Annotated in this window: 15 protein-coding genes; 3 read left to right on the top strand and 12 right to left on the bottom strand. The window is 57.3% G+C overall.

Features of this window, described 5'->3' with window-relative positions:
* Window positions 1-26 precede the first annotated feature (26 nt).
* From NYE69_RS09650 to NYE69_RS09630, 5 genes are all read right to left on the bottom strand, one after another.
* Window positions 27-1622: an amidohydrolase gene (locus tag NYE69_RS09650; protein WP_340925976.1), complete on the bottom strand. Its 1596-nt coding sequence runs from the start codon at window positions 1620-1622 to the stop codon at window positions 27-29.
* 12 nt (window positions 1623-1634) lie between these two features.
* Window positions 1635-2474, bottom strand: coding sequence for a sugar phosphate isomerase/epimerase family protein (locus NYE69_RS09645; protein ID WP_340925974.1), 840 nt, complete (start codon window positions 2472-2474; stop codon window positions 1635-1637).
* Window positions 2475-2680: 206 nt separating this feature from the next.
* Entirely contained in the window at window positions 2681-3394 is a 714-nt protein-coding gene (locus tag NYE69_RS09640) for a GntR family transcriptional regulator (RefSeq protein ID WP_340925973.1), read from the bottom strand.
* A gap of 100 nt (window positions 3395-3494) precedes the next feature.
* The gene (locus tag NYE69_RS09635; protein WP_340925971.1) at window positions 3495-4310 is read right to left on the bottom strand and encodes a fructoselysine 6-kinase; all 816 of its coding nucleotides are present in this window, start codon (window positions 4308-4310) and stop codon (window positions 3495-3497) included.
* Between the two features lie 79 nt (window positions 4311-4389).
* Complete coding sequence (locus NYE69_RS09630) at window positions 4390-5358, bottom strand: SIS domain-containing protein (RefSeq protein WP_340925970.1); 969 nt, start codon at window positions 5356-5358, stop codon at window positions 4390-4392.
* A gap of 182 nt (window positions 5359-5540) precedes the next feature.
* Here NYE69_RS09630 and glgP point away from each other — a divergent pair, with 182 nt between their 5' ends.
* The 3 genes from glgP to NYE69_RS09615 all read left to right on the top strand — a co-directional run bounded on the left by glgP (window position 5541) and on the right by NYE69_RS09615 (window position 8892).
* Complete coding sequence (glgP, locus tag NYE69_RS09625) at window positions 5541-7160, top strand: alpha-glucan family phosphorylase (RefSeq protein ID WP_340925969.1); 1620 nt, start codon at window positions 5541-5543, stop codon at window positions 7158-7160.
* A gap of 103 nt (window positions 7161-7263) precedes the next feature.
* Window positions 7264-7725, top strand: a complete 462-nt coding sequence (locus NYE69_RS09620; protein ID WP_340925968.1) for a hypothetical protein — start codon at window positions 7264-7266, stop codon at window positions 7723-7725.
* 21 nt (window positions 7726-7746) lie between these two features.
* Window positions 7747-8892: a phosphodiester glycosidase family protein gene (locus NYE69_RS09615; protein WP_340925967.1), complete on the top strand. Its 1146-nt coding sequence runs from the start codon at window positions 7747-7749 to the stop codon at window positions 8890-8892.
* Window positions 8893-9588: 696 nt separating this feature from the next.
* On the opposite strand, the gene NYE69_RS09610 is transcribed toward NYE69_RS09615, so the two are convergent.
* From NYE69_RS09610 to NYE69_RS09580, 7 genes are all read right to left on the bottom strand, one after another.
* Window positions 9589-10782 (bottom strand): sugar ABC transporter permease, encoded by a 1194-nt coding sequence (locus NYE69_RS09610; protein WP_278739443.1) that lies wholly within the window; start codon window positions 10780-10782, stop codon window positions 9589-9591.
* Between the two features lies 1 nt (window position 10783).
* Window positions 10784-12295: a xylose ABC transporter ATP-binding protein gene (locus NYE69_RS09605; protein ID WP_340925966.1), complete on the bottom strand. Its 1512-nt coding sequence runs from the start codon at window positions 12293-12295 to the stop codon at window positions 10784-10786.
* Window positions 12296-12348: 53 nt separating this feature from the next.
* Window positions 12349-13473 (bottom strand): D-xylose ABC transporter substrate-binding protein, encoded by a 1125-nt coding sequence (gene xylF / locus NYE69_RS09600; RefSeq protein WP_340925965.1) that lies wholly within the window; start codon window positions 13471-13473, stop codon window positions 12349-12351.
* A gap of 740 nt (window positions 13474-14213) precedes the next feature.
* Complete coding sequence (locus NYE69_RS09595) at window positions 14214-15785, bottom strand: helix-turn-helix domain-containing protein (protein WP_340925963.1); 1572 nt, start codon at window positions 15783-15785, stop codon at window positions 14214-14216.
* A gap of 63 nt (window positions 15786-15848) precedes the next feature.
* On the bottom strand, window positions 15849-17294 hold the full coding sequence (locus tag NYE69_RS09590; RefSeq protein WP_340925962.1) for a sensor histidine kinase: 1446 nt from the start codon (window positions 17292-17294) through the stop codon (window positions 15849-15851).
* Window positions 17291-18280 carry a sugar-binding protein gene (locus tag NYE69_RS09585; RefSeq protein WP_326045301.1) on the bottom strand — a complete coding sequence of 330 codons (990 nt, stop codon included), beginning with the start codon at window positions 18278-18280 and terminating at the stop codon, window positions 17291-17293. Before NYE69_RS09585 ends, NYE69_RS09590 begins: the two co-directional genes overlap by 4 nt.
* 527 nt (window positions 18281-18807) lie before the next feature.
* Window positions 18808-19791: a Gfo/Idh/MocA family protein gene (locus tag NYE69_RS09580; protein WP_340930339.1), complete on the bottom strand. Its 984-nt coding sequence runs from the start codon at window positions 19789-19791 to the stop codon at window positions 18808-18810.
* Between the last annotated feature and the right edge of the window lie 117 nt (window positions 19792-19908).

Genomic DNA, 19908 nt, shown 5'->3' with positions numbered 1-19908 from the left:
TATAAGACGTCTTCTTCAAAATGACATTATTCCCTAAATTCCCTAGTTTGGCCAACCTCGTCATGCGTAATCAAACCGCCGGAAATCGTCAGCAGCGCCTTGGCGCTCCTTAAGTCCGCCGCTGGAGTTCGCAGCAGATTGCGGTCGAAAACGGCGATGTCCGCATATTTGCCCGGGGCGAGCGTGCCCGTCTGCTCTTCCATGTAACAATGCTTCGCGCCGTTTACGGTCCATGCCCTCAGCACCTCCGCCGCCGGCATGCCCCGCTCGGGATACCATCCGCCTTCCGGCGACCCGTCCGGGAATAACCGGGCGGTGGCGGCGTACAGCGAATCCGGTACGCTCGTGATAAACAACGGTAAATCCGTCCCGATCGTCACCGTTACGCCGGCATCGAGCATCGCTTTATAATCGTAGAAGCGGCACTCCTTATCTTTCCCCGCTACTTCAGCCATATAAGCTTGTTCGCGGGAGGGGTTCAAAAGTAAAATCTGAGCGTACACTTCCGCAAAAATCCCCAAATCCGCCATCCTCGTCAAATCGTCCGGATGCGGATATTCCAGATCGCTGATAGAGTGCCGGATGTCCCGGTCTCCGTTCAGCTTGCGGCACTTCTCCAGCATTGACACCGCCCGGCGGATCGCCGCGTCGCCCTCGGCGGTCAAAATGCATTTCAGCCCGTGGCGGTCCGCCTCCAAGACGGCGGCTTCAATCGCCTCGTAATCGACCGGCCGCAGGTTCGTCACTCCCGGCAGATCGGCATATGGCTCCAGCATATCTCCGGTATGATCGGCCACCACGCCGTCCACCATGATCTTAAAGCCTTGGAACCGGAGCTTGTCGCCGCGATAGCGCGCTTTGTAATCCAGCCCGGCCGTAACGTTAAGCGGCCCCAGCACAGGCTCCAGCGCGAAGTGAACGCGCAGCGGCAGCCGGCCGTTCTCCTCAAGCTCCGCCAATACGGGCAGCAACCCGGCGTAATCGTCAAAGCCGATGTCTTTGACCGAAGTGACTCCACGCCCCGCCAGCATGCGGCAAAATTCCAGAAACTCGGCCTCCACCAATTCCCGGTCCCGCAGCATGTCGCGCAGGAGCAAAGCCCGGGCCTCCGCGCTGCACCGGTCCGGCGTAAATCCGTATTTTCCGATCGCAACCGCGTTCATCCAACAATAGCTTTTGTTACGATTGATCGCAATCACCGCCCGGTCCGGAAACGCCTTGTCCAACGGCCCCTGCTCCGGCAGGCCGCCCCAGTCGGCGGCATCCCACCCGAAAGCGTATACATTTCCGCGAGCAGGCAAGGTTTCGGCATACCGGCTCAGCATATCGAGCGCCTCCCCGCTCGACGCCGCCGCCGATAAATCCAAACCTCGATGCATCGACATATATCCGGTAAAAAACACATGATTATCGTGAATCCCGGGCATGACCAGTCCGTCTCCAAGCTCGTAAACCTTCGTCTCCGGCCCAATCCACTGCAAAGCCTCGGACTTTGGCCCAACCGCGCTGATTCTCTCGCCGCATACGGCTACAAACCCGGGAGCGGCCTCGTCTTCCGCACCACTAAACACGGCGTTTGACAGCAGCACGATATCCGCACAAGCATCATTTGTCTCTTTCATCTTCCCCCTCCTCTAGTCTTTCCCGATATATTTCTCAAGCGCTTCCATAATCCGTAGATCGGTTTCGTCAGGGCGCTCATAATAGCGGAAATCGGTAATTTCCTGTCCCAATAACCCCTGATACCCATAATCGTTCAGCGTTTGGATCATCGACTCCAGCGGAAAGGTACCGTCGCCCCAAGCCAGGTGGCCGTAAGGCGTCCCATCGATGAAATGGAGGTGCACGATCGACTCGCCTAGCGCATCAAACCACTGCTCCAGCGTCTCTCCGGCAATGCCCATCGCCGTGGTGTCCACCATCAACCGGAAGGCCGGAGAAGCGATCTCATCCAGCATTCTTTTGGCGTCCGCGAGCGTGGTCACAATCTGCGATTCTTCCGGGCGCAGCGCCTCCATGGCGATCACCACACCTTCCTGTTCCGCTATACGGGCCAGATAGGATAGCATGTCCGCGGATCTCGACCAGGCCTCCGCTTTCGTTTCGTTCAAGTAACCGTAACCCGAATTGACCGTCATCAACTTGCAGCCGAGCTCGGCTGTCGCCTTAACCGCATTGGTGAAATAGCTTTTGCTTTTGGCGAATTGCACCGGGTCCGGAGCGGCGATATTATACGGATAAATAATCGATTCCGGCGTAAACGCGCCGATCGTCAAGCCGCGGGCCGACGCCTTGCGCCGGACGCTTGTGCAGTCGGTGTAGCTTAGCGCATCCATATAAAAATGCGGCGCCCCTCCCCACAATTCAACCGTACGCATGCCGACCTTTTCCACCGAGTCCAAAAAATAATCCAAGGAGTAAAACAAATAGTGAATATTCATTCCCGCAACTTGCCGGCGTTGTATGCTGGGCATAATAACAACTCCTTATAAGAGACTTTGAATCATCCGGTTTAAGAAAGCCGCCCTTTTTCCAATACGTATTATAACGTTATATCTAAAAATATACAGCCCCGCATTATGCCAAAGCTATAAAGTTAGGCTATAAAGTTAGAGGCTATAAAGATAGAAGCTATAAAGCTACGTTCCAAGCGGAACTCGCGGCAAAAGGGCGGAAGCGGTTAAAGCGTAAACCGGTAGCGGTCTCCAATGATATATTGCTTGCCGACATGAACGGGCAACCCCTGATCATCGCAAATCACCGTCTTCATATAAAACAGGGGTTTGCCGATCTCGGTTTCGAGCAACCGGGCCTGCTCCTCGTCCGCCAGCACGATTTCCAGCGTCGTCTCCCCCGGCTGGTTCGGATCGATCCCGTATTTGTCGCGCAGCAGGTCATACAGCGAGCCTTCCAGCGGTTCATCCAGCAAAAAGGAATACCGGCGCTCCGGGTAATAATTGTTCTCCAGCATCAGGGGGTGGTCTCCGGCGAATCTTTTCCGTTGAATATAGATCGCCTTTTCCCCTTTCGCCAGTTTAAGCGCGTGCTGGAGCTCGGGATCGGGAGCCACGATTTCCCTTTGGGTCACCTCGCTGCGCGAAGTATATCCGTTCACCTGGCAGGCCGCCGTGAAGCCGATCAGATGCTCGATTTTCCGGCCGATTTTGGCGTGGCTGACAAAGGTCCCTTTGCCCTGCCGTTTGGTCAGATAACCCTCCTGGACCAGCTCCTCGACCGCTTTGCGGACGGTGATGCGGCTGACGTTATAGCGCTCGCTGAGCTCCGTCTCCGTGGGAATTTTCTCTCCCTGCTGAAACGTACCGTTGAAAATATTCGATTGGATCGCTTTTTTCAATTGGATATATAATGGTTCAGGATGATCTGCGTTTAACATGGTTACCTCGCTTGTTATATAACGTTATATTCTCTCTCTCAAAGCGTATCAAACGTTTTCAATTTGCACAAGCGAGCACCGTTAATTTTCTGCGCTAATTTCATTCGTACGGAACGCCGAAGCCAAACGATCCTTCCACCAGGCAGCTGGCCGCCGCAAACCGCGAGCCTTCCTCCATGGCTTTGGGGATATTCCGGTCCTGAAGATAGCTCAGCAGAAACGCGGCAATATAGGAATCCCCCGCTCCCATCGTATCCACCGCCTCGACGATGTCCGGCGCATGGAAATGGAAGTTGCTCCCGTCATAGACCATCGATCTGTCGCTGCCGCGGGTGGCCGCAATCAGCTGGTTTCCGCCTTGCCATTTGGAACGGACATATTCCATAGTCGCTTCCTCCGACATATGACTGCAGGAGAAAAAGGCAAAATCCGCGTACGGAATGAACCGCTCCACCTGCTCGTTCTCAAAATCGTCGGAGAAGTCGAACGAGATCGGAACGCCAAGCAGTTTAAGCTCGGGCAGCAAATGCCCGGTATGGCTGTAGAGTCCGGTATGCATGACCGCGAAGGAGCGGATATACTCCTTGTCCTCCTCGTCGAGCTTAAGCGGATTCAGCCGCGTTACCCCGCCTTCGTTACTCCCCAGGAACACCCTGTCGCCGTTTTCCAGCGTCACCCGGGCGCAGCCGTTTTCCCCGCTGCAGTGGCGGCACCGTGAAATATCGATGCCAAGCTCCCGCACCGTGTTCTCGACATGCCGCGCCTCGCGGTCGTCTCCGAACACGCCCACAAAAGCGGCTTCCGCGCCGAGCTTCTTGGCGAATACGCTGAAGTTCAGCGCATTGCCGCCCGGGTACATCGTTTTTAGATGGACGTATTTGTCCACCACATTATCGCCTATTCCTAAAACTTTCATGTTGTCACCTGCTTTCGATCGGTTTCTCCCAAAAATCCGTTTGCCTGTTCCCCTTGAAAGATTCTAAATCAGTATTAAATCAGTAGGCCACTTTCCCCATGTAACGGCGGGTTTCCAACGGATGATTGCGTACGTCCGCCAACGCCTCGCGGTACACGCAAAGGATGCTGTAGAACAGAATCGGGTTAAAAAACTCCACCACTTCATCGGCGATCGTGCCGATCCCGAGTTCCTTGGCGTCCACGACCTCCACTTTTTCCGCGTACTGCTTAAGGAAAGTCAAGGCGCGTTCATCCAGGGCGCGGGTGCGTCCTTCATTCATCATTAGGATAAACGGCGTTTCTTTATCCGTCACTTCAAACGGGCCGTGGAAATATTCGCCCGAATGGATCGGCGCCGCGTTCAGCCACTGCATTTCCATCAGGGAGCAGATGGCGAAGCCGTAAGCATGCCCGTAGGAAGCGCCGCTGGACAAAATGTAGAACAGATCCTCCGCGCGGTATTTGTCCGCAAACGTTTTGGCCCGGGGAGCCACCTGCCTTTTCCCGGCGACGATGATGCCGTTGATCTTCTGCATCCCGCTTTGGAAAGCATCGTAATGCGCGTACCCTTCCACTGTGTTCAAAATCTCCACCACGAGTTCGAGAATAATTGCCATCGGGTTGTTTTTGACGTCGCTGTCTTCCCCCCACTCATACAGGAAGGTGTGGTCGGAATGCTTCAGCAGCGCGGCTTCCTTGTTGTGCGTCAGGCCGATCGTATGAGCGCCGTGTTCCTTGGCCGTCTTGGCCGCCGCCACCGATTCCGGCGTGTTGCCGCCGTGCGAGCAGACGATGACGACGGAGTCTTTGTTCAGGCGCTTCGGCAGCGCGTGGACGAACTCATTGGCTGTGTACAGGCCGGTTACGACTTTTTGGGCTTCGCTTTCCAAAAAATATTTCGCCGGATACATATCGACGAGAGAGCCGCCGCAAGCGACGAGGTAAACTTCCGTAATGCCGTTTTCCGTCTTTTCGCTGATCGTGCTGATGACTTTCGATACGTTCATATTGTTCTCTCCTTTTTATATAACGTTATATAACGTATTGTCTACAAATCCAATATAACCGCTTTCATAAATCGCGTCAAGGCCAAAATGGAGTAAATCCCGATTCCCTCAATTTTTCGCCACATTTTGCATACGATATCTTGTCATCTCCGGAGTCGCTTTCCCATCAAAGGAGGTATCCCATGAACGAACAGAAACTGCCCGCCGTTGCTTATTTTTGCATGGAGTACGGGCTTCATTCCGATTTTAAAATGTATGCCGGCGGCCTGGGCATTTTGGCCGGTGACTATATCAAAGGCGCCAAAGATTACGGCGCGCCGATCGTCGCGGTCGGCATCAAGTGGAAACAGGGCTACACCGATCAGCGGATCGGCCCTGACGGCAAGCCTTACGATACGTTTGAAAACAGAGACTATGATTTTCTCGAAGATACCGGGGTGACGGTCACCGTCAAAGTCCGCTCGGCGGACGTTCGCTGCAAGGTATGGAAAACGGAAAAGTTCGGCAACGCGCCGCTTTATTTGCTGGACACGGATCTGCCGGAGAGCGGCAATGCGTGGATTACGGAGCGGTTATACGGGGGAGGCTTCGGCGAGGAGCGGATCGCCCAGGAGATCGTGCTCGGCATCGGCGGCGTCAAAGCGCTGCGCGCGCTGCAAATCCCGGTGGACGTTTATCATTTTAACGAAGGTCACGCCGTCCTGGCGGCCACCGAATTAATCCGCGAAAAGATGCAGTCCGGGCTTACTTTTGAAGCCGCCTGGCGGCAGGCCCGCGAGGAAGTGGTGTTCACCACCCATACGCCGGTTAAGGAAGGCAACGAAGCTCATCCGCTGGACTTGCTTGAGGCGATGTCCGCATTTAACGGATTAAGCCGCGAGCAGATGGAGCGCATCGGCGGCAATCCGTTTAACATGACCGTCGCCGGTTTGCGCCTGTCCCGCGTTTCCAATGGCGTGGCCGCGCTGCACGCGGAAACGGCCAACCGCATGTGGCGGGATGTCGCCGGGCGCTCCGAGATCATCGGCATCACCAACGCGGTTCACCTTCCTACCTGGGCCGATCCGCGCATCGCCCGCGCCTACGAGGAAGACGGCGATTTATGGGCGGTTCATATGGAGCTGAAGCGTGAATTGCTCGAGTTCATCCGGGAGCGCAGCGGGGCCGCCTTGGACCCTGACCGGCTGCTGATCGGCTTATCCCGCCGGGCCGCGCTTTACAAACGCAGCGAGCTGATTTTCTCCAAACCGGAAGTGATCGCCCCTTACCTCGAATCCGGCCAAATCCAAATCGCCTTTTCCGGCAAAGCTCACCCGAACGACGAGGCCGGCAAGCAAATCGTCGCGGGTCTCGTCGCCATGGCGCAGAAGTACCCGGGCAGCGTCGTTTTCCTGGAAAATTACGATATGACAATCGGCGCCATGCTTACCCGCGGCTGTGACGTCTGGCTCAACAACCCGCGCCGGCCGCTGGAAGCGAGCGGTACGTCAGGGATGAAGGCCGCGGCCAACGGCGTGCTGAACTGCTCGATCCTCGACGGTTGGTGGCCCGAAGGCTGCCTCGACGGCGAAAACGGCTGGCAGTTCGGGGACGGCTACGAGGCGGACGATACCGCGGAAGCGGACCGCCATGACGGCGAAGCGCTGTACGATGCGCTGCTGAACCGCGTGCTGCCGGCGTATTACGGCGACCGGACCCAGTGGGTGCGGATGATGCGGCGCAGCATCGAAACGATCCGGCAATCCTTTGCGACCGGCCGGATGCTGGAGGAGTATTATCGCAAGATGTACATCCGCAATTAACTGCCGCCGCCTTGCCGCCGCAAAGATAAGCAGGCCGAACGGGCAAATTGGGCGGCTTGGCGGAACCAGCTGCGTGCTTGGGACGACTTCGGCGGAACCAGACGTGGTCTTGGGGTGGCTTCGGCGGAAGCAGACGTACACTTGGGGCAGCTTCGGCGGAAGCAGACGCGCTCTTGGGGCGGCTTCGGCGGAACCAGACGTACACTTGGGGTGGCTTGGCGGAAGCAGACGTGCTCTTGGAGCGGCTTCGGCGGAAGCAGACGCGCTCTTGGGGCAGCTTCGGCGGAACCAGACGTACACTTGGGGCAGCTTCGGCGGAACCAGACGTACACTTGGGGTGGCTTGGCGGAAGCAGACGTGCTCTTGGGGCGGCTTCGGCGGAAGCAGACGCGCTCTTGGGGCGGCTTCGACGGAAGCAGAGGTGCTCTTGGGGCGGCTTTGGGCGGAACCGGGCGCTCGCTATTGGCCGCCACTATGGAACGGACCGCGCTCTTTCCGGAGCGGGCGGTCTTTTTTTCTTGGGGCTTTCGGCCGATATTACATAATGAGACATTATCAGACATAGGGAAGAAGGAGTACATATTTTATGAAAAAGAAACTGCTGCTGTTGTTACTCACCATGATCTGCCTCGTGCCCGCCGCGATCCCGGCCGCATCCGCGCCAGCTCCCAAAAACGTCGTCCTGATCGACGCCAAATCCGGCCGCGCTTTTGTACCGGTCCGCATTTTAAGCGGGTTTGAAGGGACAAGCGTTCAGTGGAATGCCGCCGAGCAAAAAATCGATATCGCCAAAGGCGATGTACAGTTTACGATGTTTGTCGGGAAAAAGAACGCTTCGGTCAATCAACAGTCTCGTTCGTTAACGGATGCGCCCTTTACCGAAGCCGGGGTCACTTACGTCCCGCTGCAGCCTGTAAGCGAGTTGTTGAATTTGCCGATGGACCGGGACAAAAACTTGTCATCAATCAGCCTGGGGCAAGGCGAGGAACGGCTGACCCTGCCGCTGGCCAGCCGGGGGGCGACGGACAGCGGCGGCAAGCCGATCGTCAGCGAACGCAAGTCGTTTAAGGTCGGCGGCAAAACGTTTAGCGTGCAAATGGTTACGATTTCGCTGATGGACCCGAAGGTCCAACTGGACGTCGTGCTGGCGGACGATAAAGTCGGCAAGGTCGAAGACTTAAGCAGCATCGCCAAACGCCATAAGGCTGCCGTCGCCGTGAACGGCACTTTTTTTGACGCCTACACGTCAGGCGCCTATAAAGCACCGTACGGCTATATCGTCAGCGGCGGCGAAGTGAAAAAGACAGCTTCCGGCGACAAGCGGACGATTTTCACCTATGACCAAAACCTGCTGGCGCAGCTCATTCCGGGCAAAGAGTTCAGCGAGCGGTATGACGAAGGCCGGATGGAAGGCGCCTTGCAGGCCGGACCACGCCTGGTCGCAGACGGCAAAGTAGCGCTTGACGTCAAGGCGGAGGGCTTCAAGGACCCGAAAATCCTGACCGGCGGCGGCGCCCGCAGCGCCCTTGGCCTGACCCGCGACCACAAGCTGATCCTGCTGACGACCGGTGGCGCAACGATTCCGCAGCTCGCAGAAATCATGAAGCAGGCCGGCGCCTATCAAGCGATGAACCTCGACGGCGGCGCTTCGAGCGGGCTGTACTACAACGGCAAGTACTTGACGACGCCGGGCCGCAAAATCAGCAACGCGCTGATCGTGACGTGCCGATAGGGGCGCAGACGTGCTAGCTAATGCGGAAGCTTTGTTCCACATAGCCATGGGCGGATGGATCTCGCTCACCAGCAGGTAGAGGCATCCCCAAAGGCATCCCTTTCTAGCGGGCAAATGCATCCCTTATTAGATGGTAGATGCCTCCTTACTAGACGTTAGATGCACCCTACTAGAAGGGTAGATGCCCTTTCCGGGGGCAAATGCAAAAGTGCATGCGAATTTCGTCGAAAGGCCCCGAAACAGGCAGTTCAAATGCATAAGTGCAGTTCATTTCCGCCGTAAAATCAAAATTCGCCCCAATTAGCTCGCGGCAACTGCACTTTTGCAGGCGATCCGCCTCGATGGGCGGAAATTTCGCTAAATCAAATGCACTTTTGCATTTCGTGCAAACCTGTCTCCAATAAAAACGGCACTTTAGCGCACAGGGGAATTCCCGGCGGCCGAAAGTGCCATTTTTCATATGATTTCCGATTGGTGCAGCGGTTCGGGGCAACGTCTAAGTGAAGCTGCTTACTGCTTAGTCCAGCGTTGAAGTAACAACTTGGCGCAACAACATGATATACTGACTTAATGCAACAACTTCTTGCAATAATCTGGTGTAATGACTTGATCTAATCAACTTGGTGCAATAATCTGATGTAATAACTTGATCTAATCAACTTGGTGCAATAACTTGATACAACGGTTTAATTTAGCTTAGTTTGCGCCTTTGCGGCGGTTTGATATGTCCAGCCAGACGGCGAAGACGAGGATCGAGCCTTTGACGACGTACTGCCAAAACGACTCCAGCCCCATCAGCGACATGCCGTTGTCGAGCGAGGTCATGACCAGGGCGCCGATCAGCGCGCCCAGCACCGTGCCCGCGCCGCCCATGAGCGAGGTGCCGCCGATGACGCAGGCGGCGATCGCGTCCATTTCCGCCATGTTCCCGGCGGTGATCGTGGCCGAGGCGAGCCGGGAGGTCAGCACGATCGCGGCAATCGACGACAGCAGGCCGCTGAGCAGGAAGATCAGCATCGTTTTGCGGCGGATGTTGATCCCGGAGAGGCGGGCCGCTTCCAGGTTGCCGCCGATGGCGTAGATGTGGCGGCCGAAGGTCGTTTTTTTCGAGAGGAAATAAAAAACGGCGGCCAGCACGATCACGAAAATGATCGGGAACGGGATGCCCTTATAAGCGTTCATAACCAGCACGAACACAACCACCAGCAGCGAAAGCGCGGCCACCTTGATGACGTCGGCGGCGAGCGATGCGACTTCAAAGCCGTATTTTTGCCGGGAGCGGCGTCTGTTCAGCGTGCTCCAGACAAGCAGGCCGACCGCCAACACGCCGAGCACGATGCCGAAGCCCGGGGCAAAATACGCGTTGCCAAGCAAGGCCAGCACCGGGTCCGACACCGGGATCGTCATCGAGCCGGTGATGCCCATCAGTGCGCCGCGGAACACCATCATGCCGCCCAGCGTGACGATGAACGCCGGGACCATTTTGTAGGCGACAAGCCAGCCCTGCACCAGGCCGAGCACAGCCCCGGCCGCCAGTGTGGCGAGGATGACGACGATCGCCGGCAAGCCCAGCCAATTGCTGAAAATCGCCGCGATCCCGCCGGTCAGCCCGACGATCGACCCGACCGAAAGGTCGATATGCCCGGCCACGATCACGAGCACCATGCCGATCGCGAGAATGGACGTGACGGACATTTGCGTAAACAGGTTGGACAAGTTCCGCGCCGTCAAAAACGTCGGGTCCAGCAGGCCAAACAGCACCCAGATCAGGATCAAGGCGCCGACCATCGTGTAGGCCCGTACATCCATTTTTCCGAATAGGCCGCTCCATAACGCCGATTTGGCGTCAGCGCTTTCCGTTTGCGGCTGAACATTTTTTTGCAGCTCCATGCTATTTCCCTCCCGTTGCGGCTTGCATGATATTTTCCTGGGTCGCTTCGCGCCAATGGAATTCCCGGACAAACCGGCCTTCGCTCATAACCAGAATCCGATCGCTCATCCCGAGCACCTCCGGCAGCTCCGAGGAAATCATGATGATCGCCACACCTTGGCTGACCAGCCGATTCATTAAATGATAAATCTCGTATTTCGCCCCGACGTCGATCCCCCGGGTCGGTTCGTCCATGATGAGGATTTTCGGATCGGACATCAGCCATTTGCCGATGACGACCTTCTGCTGATTGCCGCCGGACAGCGTGCCGACGGGCGTCTCCAGCGAGGCCGTCTTGGTCTTCAGATCCTGCACGTACTTCTGTCCCCATTTCATTTCCTCGTTGTCGTTAATGACGCCGAACCTGGACACTTTGCGCATCGTCGCCATCGTCGTGTTTGTTTTCACATCCATCCCCAGCACCAGGCCCTGGCGTTTGCGGTCCTCGCTGACCAGGGCGATGCCCGCTTTGATCGCGTCCGCCACAGAGCGGATCCGCACCGGCTTCCCTTCGATCCGCACCTCTCCGGACGAGCGGCCCCCGTACGCGCCAAACAGGCTGCTGACGAGCTCGGTGCGGCCGGCGCCCATTAGCCCGGCGATGCCGAGGATTTCACCTTTGCGCAGCGTAAAATGGACGTCCTTGATCACCTTTTGATGGCGTTTTTCCGGATGCCACACGTTGTAGTCCCTCACCTCCAGCACGGTCTCCTGCGGGGTGCGCTCCACCCGGGGATACCGCTCGGTCAGTTCCCGGCCCACCATAAGCGACACGACCTGGTCGTCGTTCGTCTCCTTGCGGTCCAGCGTCGCCACCGTACGCCCGTCGCGCAGCACCGTAATCGAGTCGGCCAAAGCGAACACTTCCGGCATTTTGTGCGAAATGTAGACGCAGGATACGCCTTCCCGGCGCAGCTGATGCAAAATCCCCATCAAAATCGCCACTTCGCTTTCGGTTAAAGCCGCCGTTGGCTCATCCAAAATCAAAATCCGCGTATGCTTGGACAGGGCTTTGGCGATTTCCACCAGCTGCTGCTGACCGATGCCGAGGCTGGCGATTTTCGTTTCCGGGGAAATGCGCAGCCCGACCCGGTCCAGCCAGATGGACGCGTTGTGATACAGCTCATCCCACTGAATGACGCCGCGTTTAGTCGGTTCCGTCCCCAAAAAAATATTTTCTCCCACCGTCATTTCCTTCACGAGCGCCAGCTCCTGGTGAATGATGGCGATGCCGGCCTTTTCCGCGTCGGTGATGTTATGGAACTGTCTTTTCTCGCCGTCGATAATGATGTCGCCGCTGTAGGTGCCCGCGGGATACAGCCCGCTAAGCACCTTCATCAGCGTCGACTTGCCGGCCCCGTTTTCGCCGCACAAGGCGTGGATTTCACCCTTTCGCACCTGCAAATTGACGCGGTCGAGGGCTTTGACGCCCGGAAACTCTTTGCTAATGTTCACCATTTCCAACACGCGCATAGGCGTTTGCACTCCTTTTTTAGCCAATACCAAAGGCGGGTTCACACCGTTTTTTACTGCTGCGGCCATTGATCCTTCGGCACGTTTTTGTACACGTCCTCCAGCTTGTGGAACCCGTCCTCAATGACCGTGTTCAGGCTGCTTTTGTCGACCGGGATCGGGTCCAGCAGCACCGACGGAACGTCGATTTTTCCGTTGTTCACCGTTTTGTCCGTGCCGATGTTCTCGCCCTTGGCGGCCGATACGGCCATTTCCGCGGCTTTGGTGGCGATCGATTTGATCGGCTTGTAGACCGTCATCAGCTGTGTGCCCTCGGCGATCCGCTGCACGGCGGCCAAGTCGGCGTCCTGCCCGGAAACCGGAACTTTGCCGGCCATGCCCTGCGCGGTCAACGCCTGGATCGCCCCGCCGGCGGTGGCGTCGTTGGCGGCGACCACACCCTGAACGTCATTTTTGTTTGCGGTCAGCGCGTTCTCCATGTTTTTCAGCGCTTCCTCCGGCTTCCAGTCCTTAGAGAACTGGTCGTAGACGATTTTGATGTCGCCTTTTTCCTCCAACGGCTTAAGCACGTTCATCGCGCCCTCCTTGAACATGTGGGCGTTGTTGTCGGTGTCCGCCCCGCCGATATACACGATGTTCCCTTTCTGCGCCGCAGCGGTGACGGCCTGGGCTTGCAGCTCACCGACACGGACGTTGTCGAATGAGATGTAGTAGTCGACTTCAGCATTGTTGATCATCCGGTCGTAAGCGATCACCTTGATGCCTTCCTTATGGGCCTTATCCACGATCGGCGCGGTCGCTTCCGCGTTGTGGGCGATGACGACGAGTACGTCGACCCCTTGGGAAATGAGCTGCTCCGCCTGGCTAAGCTGCGTGGCGTCGTCGCCGTTGGCGGCCAGCACCTTCACTTCGCCGCCAAGCTCCTGGACTTTCTCCGTAAAAATATCCCGGTCCTTTTGCCAGCGCTCTTCTTTCAGCGTGTCCATCGACATGCCGATCACGATTTTCCCGTCGTCACCAGCGCCTCCATTCGCCGCACCGCCCGAGTTATTCGGCGCATTGCCGGAACCGCTGCCTGCGCCTGCGCCGCCGTCCGAAACGATGCCGCACCCCGCTAGGGAAGATGCCAGCAACACGGTTGCCAAGCCAAACCGGAAACGTTGACTGAATTTTTTCATATTTACTTCGCCCCTTCTCGTTATTTGGATTATGATTGCGCTTACACACAAATCTTAGCACCGGTTGATCCGCCGCGGGTCCGGTAATGACAGCACTGTTTTGCCTGCGATCAGCATTTGGTTGCTGCCGGATGAAATGAAATTCATCGCCTGCGCTTTCACAGCACATTTTTGTCGACCGGACAGCAAAAAAGTCCTTGCCGGAGGACAAGAACTAGAGGATGGTCCTTTCTGTTTCGGAAATAGTTGCATTTTATACACGTAACCGCTGGGTAATGGTCGCCGGTTTCATTTTAATTGCAAAACTTACAACAAAACAATTGCTGCCCGCATCAACCTCTGATTTTCGCCTCAATAACTGCAGCTTTTGCAACTATTTCTGGTAAGCAGCTTATATTCCGCCTATTTAAGTGTACTTTTTACAATTATCTTCTCAAATTGATGGGAACCTGGGCTATTGCAGTATGCCGCATTCCATTCGGGCATGCCCGCGCCACAGTGGTGCGCCGCTGCGGTGGTCACCAGCGGTGCTCCACGGCGTGTGCCTCGGCGGTGCGCTACAGTGGTGGCCACCGCGGTGCTCCACGGCGTGCTCCACCGCGTCACGCCACGGCGCTACGCCACAAGCGGTGCGCCACAGTGGTGGCCACGGCGATGCTTCCGCGGCGTTACGCCACGGAGCCACGCCACAGCGCTACGCCACAAGCGGCGCGCCGTGGCGACCATGCCCCGCCTCCTGTTTATTCCCTTTGCTGGCGGTATTCCGTCGGCGTCATGCCGGCCGCCTTTTTGAACACCCGGCTGAAATAGTTCGGATCCTTGTAGCCTACCTCGTAACAAATTTCCTTGAGGCTCAGGCGCCCCTCCGCGATCAGCCGCTTGGCCTCCTCGATGCGCAGCCGGGTGACGTAGTCGCTGAAGTTTTCGCCCGTCTGCAGCTTGAATAATTTGCTGAAATAATAAGGGCTAAGATTGATGTGCTCGGCCGTCTGTTCCATGGAGAGTTCCTCCTTGTACCTTTGGCCGATGTACAAAAGCGCGCGCTGCAGCACATGGGAGCGGCCGCGCTCCTTAGCTTCCCGCAGCCCGTCGATCCAGGCGGCCAGCCGCCGCTGGGCCGCTTCGCGCAACGAGTCCGGATCGTCAAAGCCGCTCAAGAAGGAAATCAGCTCGCCGCCGTCCCCCGTCTGCGCGCTTCGGCCCAAATACAGCAATAGGCCGATCACGTCGCCGCGCAGGCGCGGGAAATGCCGGGGCTCGCTTTGCGCAAGCCGCTCGAACAGCCGGCCGAACCGCTGCGCCGCCTCCTGCCGGTCGTGTCTTAGCAGCGCGTCGAGCAGCCGCTTTTCCTCGTCCGGCGGGAGCGCGGGCCGGCCCGAGCTTTCGGCGATGTCGTCGTAATGGCGGACGCTGGCGACGTCCTGCTCCTGATCGTCCGCGCAGACGCGGACCGCCTCCCGGTAGGAACGGCCAAGCCCATCCCAGCCCTCGCGGACCGGACCGATCCCGACCGCCAGCGGCAGCCCGAACCGCTCCTCGACCTGGCTGCGCAGCCGCTCGCCCCATTCCAGCGCGGCCACCCGCTGCGAATATCCCGGCCGCCCGGGCGGAAACGGGATAAACAGCGCCAACTGATGCCCGACCACCGGGCTGACCAGACAGGACAAGCCGGGTTTCGTCCATTGCTTGACGGCCTCGTAGAGCTCTTTTTTGACCAGTTGGAAATTGCCCCACTCTTTCGGAGAATGCCGCGAAAAAGACAACACCATCGCGTACCCCTTATGCCAGTCCAGATGAAGCAGCTCCGCCAGCTGCGCCAGTTCCGGCTCCTGCGCGCATTCCAGCATCAGCATCAGCGACAGCTCGTTTTCGGCGAGCGGCAATAGCTGCGCCAGCTTCTCCTGCATCGCCAGCCGCTCATCGCGGGCGCGCCTGGCTTCCTTGGCCTCGGCGATCAGGCTTTTCAGCACGTCCAGCACTTCCTCCCGCCGGGCCGGCTTCAGCAAATACTCGCGCACCCCGAGCGCCAGCCCCTCCTTGGCATAGGCGAAATAATCGTGCGCCGTGATGATCACGACCGGCGTTCCCGGCTGCCGCGCCAAAATTTCGCGCACGGCCTCCAGTCCCGGAATCCCCGGCATTTTAATATCCATAAAAATAAAATCAGGCCGTGCCTCCTCCGCCAGCTGAATGGCCCGCCGCCCGTTCTCCGCATGGAGAAAGCGGAACGTATCCGGCAGCATATGGCCGATCATCAGCTCCAGGCCTTCCCGTTCCAGCGCTTCGTCATCGGCAATCAGCAAGGTATACATGATCGAAAATCCTCCATTCTTATTTTTATATAAAGTTAAAGTGCAGCCGTGTGAAGTATTCCTCTACGACGCCACGGCCGCCGTACGGTACGGCAGCGTGAATTTGACGGTCGTACCGGCCCCTTCCTTGCTGTCGATGTCGATCTGCTGGCGGCCGTCGAAAAACAGATGCAGTCTTTTGAACACGTTATGCGTGCCCAGCCCGGTCGACTGCCCTTTCCCGCCAAAACGCGGCGCTTCCTCGCGCACCGACCGCAGCAGCCGCTGCACCGTTTCGCGGCTCATGCCGGCGCCGTTGTCGCGGATTTCGATCTCCACCTTCCCCTCCTCGCTAAGGCGGATCGCCAGCTGCAAAAGCGCCCCCTCCTCCATCTGCTCGATGCCGTGCACAAAGGCGTTCTCCAAAATCGGCTGCAGGGTGAGGCAGGGAACGATGCCGTCCAGCGCCCGTTCGTCCACGTCCAGCTCGAATTTGATGCGGTCGCGGAACCGCGCCTTCTGAATGTTCATATATTCGCCGACATGCTCCACCTCTTCGCGCAGCGGGACCGCCTGGTCCAGCTTTTGCAAATTGTACCGGAGCAGCCTGGACACAGAGACGGCCAGATCGCTCGTTTTCGGCGCCCCTTCGATGTAGGCCAGCTTGGAGATGGAATTCAGCGTGTTGAACAAAAAATGCGGATTGATTTGGCTCTGCAGCGTCTTCAGCTCCAGCTCCTTGACCAGCCGGTCTTTTTCCAGATTGTTGATGTTTTCGGCCATCAGGCGCTGAATGTTGTCGATCATCCCGTTAAACGCCCGGCATAAAATGCTGATCTCGTCGTTGCGTTCGCTTTCGGGAGCTTTCGTGTCCATCCGCCCTTTGGAAATCTGCTTGGCCGTGGCGACGAGCCGGCGAATCGGCCCGGTGATGCTGCTCGACAGCCAAAGCGCCAGCAAAATGCTGAACGCCGCTGCCGTCACCACGAGCATAATGCCGAGCCTGTTCAGCTTGTCCGTAGCGTACATCATGTCCTCATAAATCGGCTTGTACTGCTCCAGCTCAAGATCGACGAGTTCCTGGGCTTCCTCGCGAATGAAGCGCTGCGTTTGCTCCGCTTCAATGTATTTTCCCGCCATTGTGCCTGAATCTTCGCCGCCGATCTGGTCGATCATGTCCTCGGCCTGCTCCAAGAACGTATCGACGATATTGCGGTAATTGACAAGCGGCAAAGCGCTCCCGCCGATCGTTTCCAGCCCGTCCAAGTCGGCCCTTAAGGTTCTGACCGCGTTCAGGTGGCGTTCGACCTCGGGCAGACTTTCCGTATCCACCTGCATGATGAACCGGTTCATCGCCCGCATGATCTCGCCGACCTCGTAGGAAACTTCCTTATACAGCAAAATGCGCTTCATCATCAGGTGGTAGCTCTCCTGCACGTTTTTGCCGCTTTCGAACAGAAAAAAAGACACCGAACTCATCAGCAGCACCAGCAGCGGAATGAACAGAAACAGCTTGCGGCGGATGCTCATAAGCTTTCCCCCTCCCGCACGTTGCGCCGGTCCAGCACTTTAACCTCCGTGTAGTATTCCGGCTGAAGCGGCTTGCCCTGAAAATGCTCGTACAGCAGCCGGACCGCCGTCTCCCCCATCAGGTAAGGCTGCTGCGCGACCGTCGCGGCGATCTCGCCCTTGCGGATCGCCGCCAGCGTTTCCTTCTGATTATCGAACCCGATAATCATCAGACGCTCGCGCTGCAGGCTTTTTGCCGCCTGCAGCACGCCGAGGGCATCGGTCGCGCTGGTGCCGACCATGACCTCGATCTCGGGATGCTGCCGCAGCATTTCCGCGGCTTGCTGGATCGCCTCCATATGCGAGATGTTGGAGCTGCGCACGGCAACGATGTCGAGTCCGGGATGCTCGGCCACGACCCGCTTCAGCCCGTCCAGCCGCTGCAGCTGGCTGGCGGCCTGATCGCTGCCGATGATCACGCCGAGCTTGCCCGAGCCGCCGGTCGTTTGCACCACCAGGCGGCCCAGCCGCTCCCCCGCGGCCAGATTGTCGGTCCCGACATAGGCCAGCCGCCGGCTGTCCGGCGCGTCGGTGTCGATCGTCACGACCGGGATGCCGCGCTGCACCGCCTTGTCGATGACCGGCGTGAACTTCTCCTCGTTCAGCCCCTGCACGATAATCGCGTCGGCGCGGGCGGCGATCGCTTTTTCCAGCAGGTTCAACTGCTCCTCCATGTTATTGCGCACCGCACCGGTAAATTCGATGTCCATGCCGTATTTTTCCGCCGCCTGGGCCGCGCCTTTTTCGACCATCTCCCAGTATGGGTGATACCGTTCCTGCTCAATCAGTACGATATGGTAACGGCGCTCGCCGCTTGCGGGATTGCCCTGCAGCTCCTGAACGATGCTGCCGATTTTCCCGGAATAACGGGCAAAGCCGATAAACAAATAAACCAAAATGACGATGCACACGGTAATGCCGGCCAGCCATGTTTTGTCCTTGATCATCTGCGTTCACCTCACCGATTATCCTAACTCATGATTGAAAGCGGTTGCAATCAAAAAAATGAACTTGTCTTGTTAGTGAGTACGAGTACGTAAACATGCAAGTGTGCAAATAGGCTCCCTTGTGACTGGTTCCCTCGCCTCTAATTGGATAAATCCAATAGATTGACGAAAGTCGGCCGCAACTGGGGGCTCTCATTGGAAATATCCAATAGATTTCTCGCAAACAGCCCATTTTGCCTTCTGCCGAACCCAATCTATTGGAAAAATCCAATCTAACCAAACCATATTCCACTCATTTTCCATTCTATTGGATATTTCCAATAGAACCATCCATCGCACCACCCAAACCTGCCGCCAAACTAATATTAGCTTGCAACTTGCCATCCCCCAGCCTTATTGACTGACCACCCGCCAAACTTACCGCTCACCATACAGCACACTTCTTAATTAGTCTCCAGCGAGCGCCAAAAAGGCCCGGAGCGTATGCCCGGGCCTACCAAAACAGCCACAAATCTCAGGTTGACCGGCTAATCCTGATCGGCCGCGTACCGCAGCCCAAACTGGCGCCGCGCTTCCTCCATCAATTCGGCGACGGCCAGGGAGCGGGCGTGCGTATTGATCTCGCTTTCCCGCCGGCCGCTTTGGAGCAGCTCAATGAACTCCAGCGCCTCGTAGTACATCGATTCCTGGGGCTGGGAGCGCGACAGTTCTTCGGTCGTCCCGTCGCGGTACAATATTTTTACATCGTAAGGCTGGTTGATCTTGTCGATCACCATCGTCCCGTTTTCCCCCTGGATTTCCGTCGGCACATACGAGTCCGTGATTTTGGAGTACATGATCACGCCGTCCATATCCGGGTACCGCGCAATAAGGCTGCCTTCGCCGTCCACCCCGGACGGCAGCATCACCGCGGACGCCTGAACGGATTCCGGCTTGCCGAACAGCGTCACCATCGGATAAATGCAGTAGACGCCAAGGTCCATTAAAGAGCCGTTGGAGAACGCGGGATTAAAAGCGTTCAGCACTTTTCCTTCCTTAAAAGCGTCATACCGCGAAGAATACTGACAGTAGCTGGAAAAATATCTCCGCACCCGGCCGATTTTGTACAGATTGTCCTGAACCGCCCGAAAGTTCGGCATCAGCGTCGACTTCAGCGCCTCCATAAGCAGGACACCGTTGCGGCGCGCCGCCTCGATCATCCGCCGGACTTCGGCGGCGTTGGAAGCCATCGGCTTTTCGCACAGCACATGTTTTCCGTGATCCATCAGCAAAATCGCCTGCTCGGCATGCAAAGAATTCGGACTGGCGATGTAAACGGCGTCTACGTCAGCGCTTTCAGCCAGCACCTTGACCTCGGTAAACACCTTGGGGTCGCCGAATTTGGCGGCAAACTCCTTGCCTTTCTCCTCCGTGCGGGAGTAAACCGCCGTCAAAACAAACTGCTCCGTTTCCAAAGCCGCCTGGATAAAGCGCTCCGTGATCCAGTTCGTGCCAATGGTGCCGAATCGTATCAACGTTATGTCATCCCCTTTTTTGAATGAATGGTCTAACCGTATTCTCTCATTCCCTGTCAACCTTGTCCACTTCCAGGCGAAAAAGAAATTCGCCGGCAATCAGCGTTTTTACGG

Source organism: Paenibacillus sp. FSL R5-0527 (assembly GCF_038008055.1).
GTDB lineage: Bacteria > Bacillota > Bacilli > Paenibacillales > Paenibacillaceae > Fontibacillus > Fontibacillus macerans.
The sequence above is the reverse complement of the archived record's forward strand: the minus strand, read 5'-3'. Positions and strand labels throughout refer to the sequence as shown.